At 48.5% G+C, this 15,138-nt stretch carries 13 protein-coding genes; 9 read left to right on the top strand and 4 right to left on the bottom strand.

What is annotated here, in order from left to right:
- Positions 1-380 precede the first annotated feature (380 nt).
- The 3 genes from DDT56_RS10125 to DDT56_RS10115 all read left to right on the top strand — a co-directional run bounded on the left by DDT56_RS10125 (position 381) and on the right by DDT56_RS10115 (position 3,429).
- Entirely contained in the window at positions 381-1,289 is a 909-nt protein-coding gene (locus DDT56_RS10125; protein WP_168197600.1) for a Bug family tripartite tricarboxylate transporter substrate binding protein, read from the top strand.
- 103 nt (positions 1,290-1,392) lie between these two features.
- Complete coding sequence (locus DDT56_RS10120; RefSeq protein ID WP_136166320.1) at positions 1,393-1,896, top strand: tripartite tricarboxylate transporter TctB family protein; 504 nt, start codon at positions 1,393-1,395, stop codon at positions 1,894-1,896.
- A gap of 18 nt (positions 1,897-1,914) precedes the next feature.
- A complete protein-coding gene (locus DDT56_RS10115; protein ID WP_136166319.1) occupies positions 1,915-3,429 on the top strand; it encodes a tripartite tricarboxylate transporter permease in 1,515 nt (504 codons plus the stop codon).
- Between the two features lie 127 nt (positions 3,430-3,556).
- Here the strand turns inward: DDT56_RS10115 and DDT56_RS10105 are convergent, their stop codons facing one another.
- Positions 3,557-3,967: a hypothetical protein gene (locus tag DDT56_RS10105; protein ID WP_136166318.1), complete on the bottom strand. Its 411-nt coding sequence runs from the start codon at positions 3,965-3,967 to the stop codon at positions 3,557-3,559.
- Positions 3,968-4,266: 299 nt separating this feature from the next.
- On the opposite strand from DDT56_RS10105, the gene DDT56_RS10095 reads away from it, so the two are divergent.
- Entirely contained in the window at positions 4,267-4,473 is a 207-nt protein-coding gene (locus tag DDT56_RS10095) for a hypothetical protein (protein WP_136166316.1), read from the top strand.
- 171 nt (positions 4,474-4,644) lie between these two features.
- Here the strand turns inward: DDT56_RS10095 and DDT56_RS10090 are convergent, their stop codons facing one another.
- From DDT56_RS10090 to otsB, 3 genes are all read right to left on the bottom strand, one after another.
- Positions 4,645-6,300 carry an alpha,alpha-trehalase gene (locus tag DDT56_RS10090; protein WP_136166315.1) on the bottom strand — a complete coding sequence of 552 codons (1,656 nt, stop codon included), beginning with the start codon at positions 6,298-6,300 and terminating at the stop codon, positions 4,645-4,647.
- A gap of 305 nt (positions 6,301-6,605) precedes the next feature.
- Positions 6,606-8,030 (bottom strand): alpha,alpha-trehalose-phosphate synthase, encoded by a 1,425-nt coding sequence (gene otsA / locus DDT56_RS10085; RefSeq protein WP_136166314.1) that lies wholly within the window; start codon positions 8,028-8,030, stop codon positions 6,606-6,608.
- Positions 8,027-8,827, bottom strand: coding sequence for a trehalose-phosphatase (gene otsB, locus DDT56_RS10080; protein ID WP_136166313.1), 801 nt, complete (start codon positions 8,825-8,827; stop codon positions 8,027-8,029). Before otsB ends, otsA begins: the two co-directional genes overlap by 4 nt.
- Before the next feature lie 919 nt (positions 8,828-9,746).
- Between otsB and DDT56_RS10075 the strand changes: the two genes are divergently transcribed.
- The 5 genes from DDT56_RS10075 (at position 9,747) to DDT56_RS10055 (ending at position 14,537) form a co-directional block, all read left to right on the top strand.
- A complete protein-coding gene (locus tag DDT56_RS10075) occupies positions 9,747-11,042 on the top strand; it encodes a diaminobutyrate--2-oxoglutarate transaminase (RefSeq protein ID WP_136166312.1) in 1,296 nt (431 codons plus the stop codon).
- 84 nt (positions 11,043-11,126) lie between these two features.
- Positions 11,127-11,927 carry a class I SAM-dependent methyltransferase gene (locus DDT56_RS10070; protein ID WP_168197599.1) on the top strand — a complete coding sequence of 267 codons (801 nt, stop codon included), beginning with the start codon at positions 11,127-11,129 and terminating at the stop codon, positions 11,925-11,927.
- 3 nt (positions 11,928-11,930) lie between these two features.
- Positions 11,931-12,878, top strand: a complete 948-nt coding sequence (locus DDT56_RS10065; RefSeq protein WP_136166310.1) for an aspartate/ornithine carbamoyltransferase family protein — start codon at positions 11,931-11,933, stop codon at positions 12,876-12,878.
- A 22-nt stretch (positions 12,879-12,900) separates the two neighbouring features.
- Positions 12,901-14,094: an MFS transporter gene (locus tag DDT56_RS10060; protein WP_136166309.1), complete on the top strand. Its 1,194-nt coding sequence runs from the start codon at positions 12,901-12,903 to the stop codon at positions 14,092-14,094.
- Positions 14,095-14,105: 11 nt separating this feature from the next.
- Entirely contained in the window at positions 14,106-14,537 is a 432-nt protein-coding gene (locus DDT56_RS10055; protein ID WP_136166308.1) for an SET domain-containing protein-lysine N-methyltransferase, read from the top strand.
- The last annotated feature ends 601 nt before the right edge of the window (positions 14,538-15,138 follow it).

Below are 15,138 nucleotides of genomic sequence, written 5' to 3'. Positions count from 1 at the left end.
GTAACGGCGAGGCGGTTTTGTCCGGCGATTTTCCGTGCGGGCAACGGCTTCATTCCTTTCCACTTACTTGACTCACACATCCTATGAAAACATTTCTTTATGCCGCCAAACACGCCGCCGTTGCGGCGTTCAGATCATTGAGCAAGCTCGTTATTAGGGAGAGCGTGGCGAGGGGCCGTAGCGGCGTAAGCCCGCTGACAAATTTGCCGGGAGCAAATTTGAACAACATTTATGCTGGCCCGCTAGGGTGGGACACAAGGATGTGTCCCATAAGCGCCCCTCGGTACGGTAGGCCCGGGTATCTCAGGCTTACAGGCGACTTTGTCAGCAACCTCCGTGTTGCCGTTGCGGCGTTGCTCCTGGGTACATCCGCCGCTGGCATGGCCGCGGCCGGCAGCTATCCGGATAAACCCATTACGCTTATCGTGCCGCAGTCTCCCGGCTCGGTCGCCGATATCATGGCGCGCGTGCTGAGTAAGCCGCTGGGCGATCTGCTGCAGCAAACCATCGTGGTGGAAAACCGTGCCGGCGCCAGCGGCGCCATCGGCGCGCAGGCCGTCGCCCGCGCCGCGCCGGATGGCTATACCATTCTGGTGGGCTCCATCAGTACCAATGGCGGTCTGCTGTCCGCCATTGACAAATCGTTGCCGTACCACCCGATTAACGACTTTGAACCCATCACCCAGATCAACGATGCGCCGCTGGTGCTTATCGCCAGCCCGCAAACCGGGCTGAAATCGCTGGCCGATCTGGCGGAACGGGCGAAGCAACAGCCCGGCGTTCTGACCTATGCCTCGGCGGGCAACTCCAGCGGTTCGCGTTTCGTGGTCGAACTGTTGCGCCTGGAGGGCAAACTCAATCTGCGTCATATCCCTTACCGCGCCCCCGCCGAGGCGGTGCGCGCGGTGGTGGCGGGGGAGGCCACCATCGGCGCGCCGTCCCTGCCAAGCGCCCTGTCGCTGGTGGCGGCCGGCAGGTTGAACGCCCTGGCGGTAACCAGCAATGAACGTTCGCCGCTGTTCCCCGACGTGCCCACCACCGCGGAGCAGGGCTTTCCCTCGGCGGTCTTGTACAACTGGACGGGACTTTTCGCGCCGGCGGGCACGCCCCAGGCCATTATCGATAAGTTCGGCGCCGCGGCGCGCCAGGCGCTGACCGATGCGGAAGTGGTGAAAGTCATCAAGGAGTCGGGCGCCAACGCCATCGGGCAAAGCCCGGAAGCGTTCCGGGTTTTCGTGGAGTCCGAAGTGCGCAAATGGCATCAGGCGGTGGAAGATTCGGGCATTTAAGTCCCGCTCCGGAGTGGCGCCTGGCGTTAGCGGCAAAAATCTTGCCGGGCGGCGCCGCGCGTAAACGGTATCGCGACGGGATGTTCAAAGAGGATGGAACGGCATGGATATCAACCGGCAGAATTTCTACTCAGGGCTGCTCTTTATCGCCATTGGCCTGATCTTTGGCATCGGCGCGCTGCGCTCCTTATCTTTTGGCATGGCCGCCAGCATGGGGCCGGGATGTTTCCCGCTGCTGCTGAGCGCGCTGCTGCTATTGCTGGGGGGAGGATTTGTGCTGGGCGCAATCAAAAAGGCGCGCGGCAGGCCGGCACCCGCGGCGAACGCGGGCGAAGGCGGCATTCTGCGCTCGTGGCGGCCGCTGGTGTGCGTACTGGCCGCCAATTTTGTCTTCGGTATTCTGCTTAAAGGCATTCCCGCCTGGGGTATTCCGGCGCAGGGGTTGATCGTCAGCATCTACGCATTGACCTTTATCGCCAGCCTGGCCAGTAAGCAGCATCGCGTGGGTCAGGCGCTGGCGCTGGGATCGATTCTGGCGGCGGGCTGCTATGTGGTTTTCATTCGCTTAATGGGGCTGCCGGTTGCCCCCTGGCCGGACTATTTGTGACGCGGGAAGAGAACGGTTATGGACTTCCTCGATAATATCGCCCTGGGATTCAGCGTGGCGCTGACCTGGCACAATCTTCTCTACGCCTTCGCCGGCTGCCTGCTGGGTACGCTGGTCGGCGTGCTGCCCGGCGTGGGGCCGGTGGCCACCATCGCCATGCTGCTGCCGGTGACCTATGGGCTCGAACCGGTTTCCGCGCTTATTATGCTGGCCGGCATTTTTTACGGCGCGCAGTACGGCGGATCCACCACCGCCATCCTCGTCAATCTGCCGGGGGAATCCAATTCGGTGGTGACGATGCTGGACGGTCACCAGATGGCCCGCCAGGGACGCGCCGGCGCGGCGTTGGCCGCCGCGGCCATCGGCTCCTTTATCGCCGGCTGTTTCGGAACGCTGGTGCTGGCCGTCTTTGCGCAGCCGCTTACCGAGCTGGCTTTCCTGTTCGGCACGGCCGAGTATTTCTCACTGATGGTGCTCGGTCTGGCGGGCGCCGTGGTGCTGGCCTCGGGCTCGGTGGTGCGGGCCATTGCCATGATTATCGTCGGCATGCTGCTGGGCTGCGTGGGGATGGACGTCACCTCCGGCAACGCGCGTTTCTCGCTGGGTATTGCCGAACTGACCGACGGGATCGACTTTGTCGTCGTCGCCATGGGGGTATTTGGTTTTGGCGAGATTATCGCCAACTTGACCGGCGCGGCGACGGCGCAGGGGGATAATCGGCCCGGCGCCAAAATACGCGGCCTGATGCCCACCCGGCAGGATGTGCGGATGATGACGCCGGCCATTTTGCGCGGGACGCTGCTGGGCGCCATTCTGGGCGTGCTGCCCGGCGGCGGCGCGCTGCTTGCCGCTTTTGCCGCCTATACGCTGGAGAAAAAGGTTGGCGCGCGGCCGGGAGAAACGCCGTTCGGCGCGGGCAATATCCGCGGCGTCGCGGCGCCGGAGTCGGCCAACAACGCCGGCGCGCAAACCTCGTTCATACCTTTGCTGACGCTGGGCATCCCCTCCAACGCCGTAATGGCGCTGATGGTGGGCGCCATGGCCATTCACAGTATCCGCCCCGGACCGGAAGTGATGAAAACCAACCCGGAGCTGTTCTGGGGGCTGGTCGCCTCAATGTGGATCGGCAACGCCGTGCTGGTTATCCTCAATCTGCCCCTGGTGGGCATCTGGGCCAAACTGATCGCCGTGCCGTACCGCTGGCTGTTCCCGGCCATCGTGCTGTTCTGCTCGTTCGGGGTCTACACCACCAATAACAGCGTGTTTGACGTGTGGCTGCTCGGCGTATTCGGCGTGTTCGGCTTCATTATGCACCGGCTGGCGCTGGAGCCGACGCCGCTGCTGCTGGGCCTGATCCTGGGGCCACTGATGGAGGAGTATATGCTGCGGGCGCTGACGCTCTCCAACGGGCAATGGAGCGTGTTTGTCACCCGGCCGGTCTCCGCCGGCCTGCTGCTCGCGGCCCTGCTGCTGGTCGTGGTCACCATTATTCCCAATATCCGTAAAAAACGCCGCGCGGTGTTTGTTGATTAATCGCAGACAACCTTACCCGCGAAACGGCGTTCGACAAATAGTTCGGACAATGCCTGTGACGCGCTAACCACCCGCGGGAAGCCGACAGGAACGATCACCAGGTAGACGATCAAATAATTTTTATTGTTTACTTAGTTCTCCACATCCTGTATTGCCCCCAGAATCCTAACTCAGCGATATATTCTTGTGGCGTTCCATCAGCAATCAAATCTAGGGTTTTCCTCATCCCCATGCTAAGGACATTACATTCATTGCTTACCCGCAACTTATGTGGACCATTAGTTAGGTATGTGGTGACAAATTGATTCTGTCGTAAAAGGGCTACATCTCGATCGTCAATCGCCACCAAGAATTTACACATTCCGCCACTACCGCCACCTATAAATTGCTTGTTACGAGTCACTGTAACCTTTGTTTGTTGCTCGTTTCCATTTGGTGTCACCAACGTTTGATCAAATATTTTCTCTGCTGGGCCGTGTGGTCTTGCACACCCGGTCAAAACTATCGCACCGAGCAAAATGCCAAATATTTTTTTCATATATCCCTATCCTAAAGAAATTTCAGAACAATCCTAGCATAGGGAAAAGGCGAGACAACGAAAAACCCGCAGTTGCCATTGGTGCCGCCCGGGTGGCATCGATACGAGTGGGGCGCATCAAACTGATTGAACATGAATCTATTACCGGATTAAAGCCCGGCGGACACACTATCTCAAAGCATGTTGGGGAAGACAAAAGACGAACTGATTGTCAGACTCAAAAGCGCTAAAAATATGGCAAATTCCGCCAGTTCCTTTAGTAGTATCCAAGTTGCCGAAACATTACTGATGCGAATTCAATGGATGAAGCAATTGATGTCTATGTTTCCGATCTCAGTGAAATCGAACGCGACAGCCTAAAACAAGAAGTACTTAACTTTCTGGCTCTTGGGGATGACAAGATAAAATCAGAATTCAATATTCGCTATAAAAACGAATTCGCGCCGGAGGATGGTAAAGGTCTATTGCTGCAGGTGCTAAAAAGTATTCGCCGCAACCAGATCTGACTAAATAGCCTGAAAGAGTAAGATTAGCATCCTGGGCACTGAGGCGTGAAAGGCTCTCGCCGGCTTCTTTCAGCGTCGGCGATGATATTCAAGCTATGAGCTGAAAACGGTTTCTCCGCCCCCGCCGGTTGCACGCGTCCCGGCGGAGGCAGATGGTTCATACGAAAAACATCATTCAATATGTTCGCCATAAAGGCCAATCAGCCGGCGTACAACGCCGTTGGTCCAGCCAAAACCATCCTGAAGCGGGTATTCGCCTCCGCCGCCTTCGCGCGGGGTGCCGCCGACGATATGGTACTTTTCAATCAGCTTATGGTTCTGCCGGTAAAAAAGGTTCACCGTTTTTAGCCAGTTGCGGGCGATTTCATCGCCAAGCGCGTCGTTGCCGTACAGTTTAAAGCCCTGAATGGCCATCCATTGCAGCGGCGCCCAGCCGTTGGGATTATCCCATTGTTCACCGGTTTCATACTCGGTGGCCATGATCCCGCCGGGCGTGAGCAGGCGCGCGCGTACCGCTTCCGCCAGCCGGTCGGCCTGTTCGTGGGTGGCGAGTCCCACATAGAGCGGCACGATGCTGGCGGCGGAGAAGAGCGCCATCTGCTGGCGGTGCCAGTCATAGTCGCGAAAACATCCTTGCTCCTCATCCCACAGATAGCGGTTAACGGCCGTGCGGCGCGCTTCCGCCTTGTGGCGAAATAGCGTCTCCGTCTCTCTGTCTCCTTTCAAACCGGAGATATTGGCGATGGCGCCCTCCAGCTTGTAAAGAAACGCGTTGAGATCCACCGGGATAAACTGTGTGGTGCGAATACTGGCGAGACGATGCGCGTCGCGCAGCCAGCGCGACGAGTAGTCCCATCCCGACGCGGCCCCCGCGCGTAGATCCCGGTAAACCTCATTCGCCGGACGGGTGGAGTGTCGCGCGGTTTCCACATCCTCGCGCCAGGATTCGTCGCGCGGGGTGTCCCTGTCGTCCCAGTAGCGGTTAAGCAGCGCGCCGTCCGGCATCCGCACTACGTGGCGATAGGCCTGGTTCAGCGCCAGCGATTCGGCGCCGTCCATCCAGAATTCATACTCTAGCAGCAGATGCTCCAGATAACGGCGGGCGCCGCGCACGCCGTCTTCTTCAAACAGTTCCACCATCAGCGCGAACACCGGCGGCTGCGAGCGGCTGAGGTAATAGGTGCGATTTCCGTTGGGAATATGCCCGTAGGTTTCAATCATCCAGGCGAAATTATCCGCCATACAGCGCAGCAGGTCGTTGCGCCCGCTTTCCGCCAACCCCAGCATGGTGAAGTAGGAGTCCCAGTAGTAGGTTTCGCTGAAGCGGCCGCCCGGCACAATATAGGCCTGCGGCAGCGCCAGCAGCGACGACCAAGGAATATGGTCCTGAGGTTCGCGCGTCAGCACGACCCACAGATTATCGATATGCTCTTTAAGGGAGTGCTGCGGATTGGAGATATACTCGCTGTCATGGTTTTCCGGCAGCCAGAAATGCGCTTCGATAAACTGCCTCAGGTCAAAATCGGGTTTGTTTTTCACCCGGCGGTAGCGGATAAGAATATCCAGCGGATCCATTTTGGGCGCGCAGTCGGGGAAAGTCTTGCTATCCTCAAAAATACGCGAGGACTGTACGCGCTCGAATAACTCCAGATAGCGATCGGCGGGCGTTAGCGCATCGGACGGCGGCAGCCCTTCGATCATCTCCGGTTCCGGCTCCGCTTCGAGCATGTTATCCAGCGTTAGCTCGATGGGATCAAGCTCGTATTGGCGATTTTTGTCGATGTCGAACTCCACTGATTCAGCAACCGGTAATTTCGCATTGAACATGGGCTACAAACCTCCGCATGGCGTGGTGAAGATACGGGATGTTGTCCAGGGTTTCGCTATTAGTATAGCCATTCGTTTCATCACTTACAGCAAAAAGCGTGCTATCCATCACGTTTTTCTACCGCCGCCAAAGGCGGGTAAATCATATAACTCATTATTTATAAACATAAAAATAACGCCGTGCGCCTAAGCCGCTGCGCGGCAGTCCGGCGTATTTTTCCGGCAACGATTGATATACGGCCCCGGTCTACGGGGCGGGACAGGGAAGTGAGGAGGCTCGCCGCCGCCTGAAGCCAGGGCGGCGTTTATAAGGTTGGCGCCTGGGCGGCGGCGCCATACGCGGCGCTGCGCGGCTGGATGGCCCGCAGATCCTGCAAATAGCTATCACGCCAGTGCGCGATATCATTTTTGTGAAGCACCGCCATCATGTCGTTATAGCGGGAGATACGCTCGTCCAGCGGCATGGTCAGCGCTTTATCCAGCGCCGCCGCCACTTCATCGCGATCGTAGGGGTTGACGATGAGCGCGGCGGTCAGTTCATTGGCGGCGCCGGCGAATCGCGATAGTACCAGTACCCCCGGATCCTTAGGATCCTGCGCCGCCACATACTCTTTCGCCACCAGGTTCATGCCGTCGCGCAGCGGCGTGACCAGCCCGACATCCGTCAGACGAAATATTTTCATCAGCAGTCGGCGGTCGAAATGCTGGTTGAGATAGTAGAGCGGGGTGCTGTTCAAGGTGCCGTATTTGCCGTTAATCCGTCCGACTTCCATCTCCAACTGATGGCGAATATCCTGATAAGCCTGCACGTCGCCGCGCGAGGTCGGGGCGATTTGCGAATAGCGCACCTTGCCGCGATGCTGCGGGTAGTGCTCCAGCAGGGCCTCATAGGCAAGGAAGCGTTCCGGCAGCCCTTTGGAATAATCCAGCCGTTCGCAGGAGATAATATTCTGCGCATCGCCCAGTTCGCGTTTCATCGCGGCCATTTTGGGCGGCAGCGGGCCTTGCGCCATCTCCTTGATGCTGTCAGGCGCTATGCCTAACGGATAAACCTCCGTCATAAAGGTATTACCGAAAGCGCGATGGGTTTTCGCCCCGATCGGCTGCAGCGCGGTCAACTGCCCAAGGTTGTCAAGAAACGCCATGCGGTCGTTTTCCGTCTGGAAGCCGAGCAAGTCATATTCGCACAGCATTTTCAGCAGTTCCTGATGGGTGGGCAGCGCATTGAAAATTTCCGGCGTCGGGAAAGGAATATGCAGGAAGAAACCGATGCGGTTATTCACCCCTATTTTGCGCAACGCGGCGGCAAACGGCAGCAAATGATAGTCATGGATCCACAGGATATCGTCCGGCTTGATCAATGGCTGTAACCGTCTGGCCAATAGTTCATTAACCCGACAGTAGCCTTCCCAGGCTTCGCGCTGAAACTGCACCAGATCGATACGATAATGAAATGCCGGCCAGATGACGGTATTGGAAAACTGACAGTAATAGAGATCGTAATCGTTTTGATTAAGCGGAAGCGCGGCGTAAGTGATGCCGTCCACTTCCTGCAGGTTCAAATCGTCCTCGTCTTCACCGGATATTTCGCTTATCTCGCCGTTCCAGCCAAACCATAATCCTCCGGTGGCTTTCAATGCATCCAGAATACCGACGGCCAGTCCGCCGGCGCTGGACTTCGACTTATCGGGAATAGCGATACGATTAGATACGACAACCAGGCGACTCATAGCTTTAACTCCTTAGCGACGTTATCTTGCTTTCGTTGTAATAGTAATTGTTCAAGCCAGCGGTAAACGTCCGCTACCTGTCCGAGGCGGTAGCGGGCATGGCCTGAACCGTCTCCGACCTTAACGGAAATGCCCTGCATGGCATTCACTGCCAGAAATCCTTTCTCATCCGTCAGGTCGTCGCCAACAAAAACCGGAATGCGTCCGATGAAAGGGGCTTCCTGCATAAAGGCGTTAATCGCCGCGCCCTTATCGATTCCACGCGGCTTTATCTCCACCACGCATTTGCCGGGCTGTAGCGACAGTTGAGGAAAGCGCGCCACGGCGGACTCCGCCAATTCTACTACCTGCCGTTGATACGGCATCGCCTGGCGATAGTGCAGCGCGAAAGCCATGCCTTTGGCCTCCAGCAACGTGCCCGGCATGGCGGCCATCGCGGGCTCCAGCATTTGCCGCAGGGGTTCCGACACTTCCGCCGGCAGCGTGACGCGATGCAGGTTACCCGCGCCGTCGCGCCGTTCGGCGCCGTGTACCCCGGCCAGCGGCAGGCTGAGCGGCGCAATCAGTTTATCCAGCTGTTCGATGGGGCGGCCTGATATCAACGCCAGCGCGCCGTGACACGCCGCCGACAGCGCCTGCAAATTGGCGCGCACATCAGAAGGAATGGCAACGGCGTCCGGCTGCGGCCGAATCTCCGCCAGCGTGCCGTCCACGTCGAAAAAGAAGGCGTATCGCCCGCCGTTCAGTACGGGGAGGGGCGGGGTGTCGGTGGTGTTTTCCGTTGCAATGGTGGTCAAACCGATCCTCCTGTCTGCATGGTGTGGGGATCGCACTTAGTTACGCTGTAACCTATTGTGCGTTCTGCCGTTATAATGCCCTCTCGCGCGCCAGACAAGATCCCCGCGCCGCAATCGCGCGAGGCGTGTCTGATGTCACGGTGGAACAAGGAAAGCGCCGCATCAGGAACAACATAAACGCGCAGCGAATGGGCGGGATAAAACAGCATATTTTGAATGAATCTGTTGATGGAACGCTCTGTAATTGAATAAATATAATCCAATAATCACCACCGGATTGTTAACATCATTAACATTGAGTGTAGCCGCTGGCGGATATTTTTCCAGACCGGCGGCCGGACCTACCGCGGCGGTGAGGGTAGCAACAGCGGCGGGACGCTCGCGCTCAAGGCTTGTCAGAGGCGGGCAGAATATACTGCGTTGTAGGCAGACGGACGAGTAGTGAATGTAAGTACAGGATACGCATCGTTTCTATCATTGGCATAAAAGCAGTTAAGAAAGTCTTATAGAGATAATTGTTAGAAATATTATAAGAGTGGTAATTATATCAAATATGCCTTAAGGCAAACCTTACTGCTCATTGATGCTAAGCTAAAGGTGAAACCCAAGCCATATTCAAAATAATATATTCTGAATTGAGGCTAAGGTAGTGTATAATAAATCGGTATTAAAAAATTCTTTTAGATAGTATTTTTATCAATGGAATAAATAGATTTCTTATTTTATTCTGTTAAAGTATATCTGTTGTTTTTTATTTCTCATTAAGACGTTTTTTATAAGTATATAGAATATATATCCACAATAAAAAGAACATGTTTTTATATGCTCCTTGTCATTAAATCACATAATTAGATTAACAATCCCATCTGTAATATATAGTCTGTGTCATGCGCAAACCTATACGGAGGGTGCAGCTAATATGGATACCTTGAATGTTAATGATACCGATGTAATTGATATGGATTTATTTAATAGGCTGGAGTCGGAGGTCAGGTTTTACTGCCGGAAGTTTCCTGTTATTTTTAGAAAAGCAGAAGGATCATTACTTACTGATATTTATGGAAAAAAATATATAGATTTGGTTTGCGGATGTGGGAGTTTGAACTTTGGTCATAACAACCCATTTATAGTAAAAAGAATAATTGAACATCTGAAAAAACACGGCTTATTATTGAGTCTGGATTTACATACTATAGAAAAAGCTAAATTTATAAAAAAATTTGAAAATGTAGTAACTAATAAATTGAAAAGTAGATATAAATTTCAATTTGTAGGGCCTACAGGGACTAATGCAGTAGAAGCATCTTTAAAACTTGCAAGAAAAATAACTGGGCGGCGTAATATAATATCATTTACAAATGCATTTCATGGGATGAGTCAAGGTTCATTGGCGATAACCGGAAATAGGCAGAAAAGGTTTTCTGCTGGAGTGTCGTTTAATGATATTACTCGATGGCCTTATGATGGTTATAGGCAGCTGAGTGGAAACGAGTCACTTAATGTTCTGCAAGAAATGTTATCTGATCCGTCTTCTGGCGTAGACTTACCTGCTGCAATTATTTTAGAAACAGTTCAAGGGGAAGGTGGTTTGAATGTTGCAACAATTCCTTGGCTGAATGAGATAGGAAAGATCGCCAAGCAACATAAAGCTATTTTGATAGTTGATGAGATACAGACGGGCAGTGGAAGAACGGGACCATATTTCAGTTTTGAAAGAAGCAATATGGATCCGGATATCATTACGGTCGCAAAATCCGTAGGGGGAGGTCTTCCACTATCATTTGTTTTAATCAAACAAGAATATGATATTTGGTCGCCTGGTGAGCATAACGGAACATTTAGAGGCCCAAATATCTCATTTACTGCCGCTACCGCAGCTCTTGAATTATGGGAACGTGATGAATTTAAGAACCATGCTAGTCATTTATCTTATCATTTTACTGAGCGATTAAACCATATCGCTAATGCTCATGTTGATATTATACAAATGGTTTGTGGAATTAGTTTGATGCAGGGGCTTCGTCTAAAGAATCCAATATATAGTAATGTAATTCAAAAGAAGTTATTTGATGCTGGCATCTTAGTAGAGCTTTGTGGTTCTAATGATGAGGTCATAAAAATCATGCCTGCATTAAACATACCAATTCATCTCATTGATGAAGCACTAGATACTATTGAAATGGTGATAAATAATATTTCATATGATAAAAATTAGATAGGCATGTACTAAGCTTATAGAAATAGTACCGCAATTGTTATAGTGATAATTAAAAATAATTATTTCCATAGGAGTATGAATATGTCAGAAAAAACCATTAATTTTGAGAAGATGGCCGAAGAGGCTTGGGATGAAGCAGCGTTATTACATAGAGAAATTAAGCACGATGATTGGAAAATTTTACTTCAAAAGAAAGATACACTACCAATAGACGAAATATTGAAAAATAAGCTCATATCTCTTGGGCTAAAAGGTGCATCTATTGCTCAACTAAGCTGTAACAACGGTCGTGAGCTTTTATCTGTTAAAATGTTTGGGGCAAATAGGTGTGTAGGATTTGATATCTCAACAAATGTGTTAAAAGAAGCAGTTGATCTTGCTAAAGCATCAGGTCTTAAGTGCGAGTTTATTAAAGCGGATGCACAATTCTTACCTGTCGGATACGAAAATTATTTTGATATTGTCTTTGTTACTGCCGGTGCATTATGTTTCATACCAAATTTAAATTTATATATTTCACAAATAAAGAAAATACTTAAAAAAGATGGTGTTGCTGTTATATATGAATCACATCCGGTATTAAATATTTTCAAAATGGATAGAGATAGAGATGGAAGTGCATATATAGAATATGATTATTTTAATAATAAACCAATGTTACATGTCACTGGTATTGATTATTATAATAATACTACATATAAAGCTAAGGAAGTGTATTATTTTAATTATACGTTAGATGATATTTTAAATACCATAATTTCAACAGGATTGAAATTAATTGAATTTAAAGAGCTTCAATATGATCCTTCTCTCGCTTTCGGGATAAAATCATTCCCTCTAGGGAAACCTCCTATGGGGCTGCTCTTAACAATAGGAAGATGATAAATGAAAAAATTTTTTTGTACGTCATCAAATGTCGAAGGGCGTCATTTAATAAGTATGCAGAAACTCAGTAAGTTAGATATAATATCATTGTTAAAGCGTGCTAGAAATTTCAAAAACGGCAATGCAGTTATATCCAAAAATTTAAATATGACCTTAGCGTTGCTTTTCTTCCAACCAAGCACCAGAACAAGATTTAGCTTTGAAATTGCAGTTTTACGTTTAGGAGGAAAAACAATAGGTTTTGATACCCCAGAAGGAACTCGCGCGGGGAATAATTGGAATGAATACTTAGAAGATACGGCTCGTATTTTAAATGGATACGTAGATGGTGTCATAATCAGGCATCCAGAGGTTAACGCTATTTATAAGTATGCAGCGTTTTCCACTATCCCTGTCATTAATGCTGGTAATGGGTCGGGAAAAAATGCAGAACATCCTACGCAAGCTTTGTTGGATGTCTTTACTATTTTCGAAGAATTTAATACTTTAGATAATCTGAATATTATTATTGTAGGTGCCTTAAGTGTTCGTACAGTCCCCTCTTTTATTTTAGCATTTCGACATTTTCCTTCGACAACAATTAATATAGCTGTTTCATCTGAAAAAGAAATTAATCAAGATTTGTTGCATATGCTTGAAAGCAATAAGATAACTTATAAGTTCATTGTTAATGATGATGGCGCGTTAGGTGATATGGATGTTATCTATCATCATGGAATAATTGAGGATAGGTATTCTATAATACCGAAAAATTTTATTTTTAACCGGAAAAGGTTAAAAAATATCAGAAAAGGGTCAATAATATTGCATTCTCTTCCTCGAGCAGAGGAACTCGCATTTGATATTGACAGTATGCCTCAAGCTAGATATTTCCAACAAGCGCATAATGGTATCCCTATGAGAATGGCTATCATTTCCAATATATTCATAGATAGTAATCGCTCATGAAAAATTTGAGTGGAGTGTTAGAATGATTTTAGATCGTAAGAATATATATTTTTCATGCTTTGCCGTAATATTGGCAGTTATGGCGTTTTCTACTGCTCAGGGGCTGACATATCCACTGCTAAGTTCGATACTTGTGTTATCGGGCGCCTCTACAACACAAATAGCTATTAATGCGGCGTGTACTCCGTTGGGGATTGTTGTATCCTCTTTTTTTATAACTAAATATGCTATAGATTATAATAGAAAAGCCTTGATATGTTTATCCGTCTTTACTGTTATAGTTATTCTTTGGTTTATAGCTATAACCCCAGTTGGTTGGTTTTGGTCTCCACTTCGTTTTTTACTTGGAATAGCAATTAATGTCATATATGTTTTAAGTGAAATAACGATTTTACAGATTTCGCCGCCGTCGCATCGAGCCAGACTTATTGGGGCCTATACGGCTATTACAAATATAGGATATGCAATAGGACCGCTATTGTTATTAGTGTCGGGGAATGGGATTTATAAACCCATTCTGTTGCTCACTATTATTTTATTTTTTTCTCTTATCCCTATATATTTATCACAGATTCATTTGCATATGCAAAAAAATACCAGTACGGATGATACATCTTCATCATCCGTACTGGTATTTATAAGAACGTCATGGATACTCGTCTTATGCTACGCATCAACAACTCTTTTCGATAACGCTTTTATGTCGCTCCTACCGGTTTATGGTATTTCATTTGGTATGGATAGAGATATCATCTCGCTGATTTTATCATTGATTTTGATTGGCGGTGTTGTCATCCAACTTCCTTGTGGATTAGCATTGGATAAATGGCCAACATTTAACGTTACTCTTTGTATTATAATAACAGGTACGATCTGTTTTATAATTTTTAAGCCGCAATTGACCAAGGACTACTATAGCTATTTGGCTCCTGTGGCTTTGGGAGCTTCAGTATTTTCCCTCCAAACGATAGCGCTTAACGAATTAGGAGGCCGTTATGCAGGAAGGACTCTGGCAGCGGGTAATGCCGCATTTGCGATGATGTGGGGAGTTTCTGGAGTCATAGGTGTGCCTCTTTCCGGTTTTTTGATGGATAATTTAGGCGCGGAGAGTCTTATATGGGTGACTGGAACACTATTTTCATTTACTGCAATTTTATTTTTAATCTGGATAAAGCTAGTACCTATCAAAATCATAAAGACGGATAATAATTTTTGAGGATTCATATTATGAAAATTGGAATACAGAGAGAAGAGTCAATTTTCTTGGCCAAGGATGTAAGTTCTGGACGAGGGGTTTTTTCAAAGATAAATATTAAATCAGGCAGTGTGATTGAGGTATCATTAGCCGTCCCTATTCGCCCAGAGGAAGAGGGTTATATAGATAAAACAATTATATGGGACTACTATTTTTGGACAAAATCGCACTTACCAAATGAGGTTTCAAATGCGCATGTATTACTTGGTTTTGCATCTTTCTGCAATCATTCAATATCCCCCAATGCTACTATAATATGGAAAAAGGATGGTTTGGGTATATGGGGGATATTAAAAGCAATCAGTGATATTTATATTAATGAAGAGATTACAATTCATTATGCTAATATTGATGACTACGTTATGCGTGGTTTAATTTCTCATAAGCAAGCCTATGGTTATTAATAATGTGTTTAATTGTGATTTTGATGTTATTCCATTACTGATGTCAACTGCCTGAATTACTTTGTAAAGACATTTGGTGGTTGATATTAATCCATTTGGAATGAGTGAACCAAACAGTCTTCAAGTCAACTAAAAGCTCTATTATATTTAGTTGTTATAAATATGATAATTTTATACTTGAAATGATTATTAAATCCAGAAACATAAATATAATCAAATAGAAGACGCAATATAGTTGGTACATTCAGTTAAAACGTGTGGTTTCTTCACCTGTGGCATCGAGTATCTAGTCGCTGCAGTTTCTATATTCCATAGTGCTTCCATTATTCCTCTTTATACTGCTGTTTTGTGAGTACCAATTATGTATCGGATGTTATCGTTTCTAGTGACATGATCTCTGCGAGAATCGTATATCATTGTGGCAAATAGTGAGATTATTGGATTGATAGGTATAGTTTTTCATGAAGATGACCACATTGTCTTAACATAGTAACCATTAATTATCTACTTATGTTCAGTTTTTCTTTTATTAAAATAAATAAAACTCGTGGCGAGTAAATAAAAACCTTGCCAATTCTTTAATGCGTTGATTTTTAAATAA

It is taken from the genome of Brenneria corticis (assembly GCF_003115855.1).
Classification (GTDB): domain Bacteria; phylum Pseudomonadota; class Gammaproteobacteria; order Enterobacterales; family Enterobacteriaceae; genus Brenneria; species Brenneria corticis.
The sequence above is the reverse complement of the archived record's forward strand: the minus strand, read 5'-3'. Positions and strand labels throughout refer to the sequence as shown.

Bases quoted from the DNA above. Each gene is read 5' to 3' on its own strand.
- DDT56_RS10065 (WP_136166310.1), top strand. From the start codon at position 11,931: ATGAAAAAATTTTTTTGTACGTCATCAAATGTCGAAGGGCGTCATTTA.
- DDT56_RS10055 (WP_136166308.1), top strand. From the start codon at position 14,106: ATGAAAATTGGAATACAGAGAGAAGAGTCAATTTTCTTGGCCAAGGAT.
- otsA (WP_136166314.1), bottom strand. From the start codon at position 8,030: ATGAGTCGCCTGGTTGTCGTATCTAATCGTATCGCTATTCCCGATAAG.
- DDT56_RS10115 (WP_136166319.1), top strand. From the start codon at position 1,915: ATGGACTTCCTCGATAATATCGCCCTGGGATTCAGCGTGGCGCTGACC.
- DDT56_RS10095 (WP_136166316.1), top strand. From the start codon at position 4,267: ATGGATGAAGCAATTGATGTCTATGTTTCCGATCTCAGTGAAATCGAA.
- DDT56_RS10125 (WP_168197600.1), top strand. From the start codon at position 381: ATGGCCGCGGCCGGCAGCTATCCGGATAAACCCATTACGCTTATCGTG.
- DDT56_RS10060 (WP_136166309.1), top strand. From the start codon at position 12,901: ATGATTTTAGATCGTAAGAATATATATTTTTCATGCTTTGCCGTAATA.
- DDT56_RS10070 (WP_168197599.1), top strand. From the start codon at position 11,127: ATGTCAGAAAAAACCATTAATTTTGAGAAGATGGCCGAAGAGGCTTGG.
- DDT56_RS10105 (WP_136166318.1), bottom strand. From the start codon at position 3,967: ATGAAAAAAATATTTGGCATTTTGCTCGGTGCGATAGTTTTGACCGGG.
- DDT56_RS10090 (WP_136166315.1), bottom strand. From the start codon at position 6,300: ATGTTCAATGCGAAATTACCGGTTGCTGAATCAGTGGAGTTCGACATC.
- DDT56_RS10075 (WP_136166312.1), top strand. From the start codon at position 9,747: ATGGATACCTTGAATGTTAATGATACCGATGTAATTGATATGGATTTA.
- DDT56_RS10120 (WP_136166320.1), top strand. From the start codon at position 1,393: ATGGATATCAACCGGCAGAATTTCTACTCAGGGCTGCTCTTTATCGCC.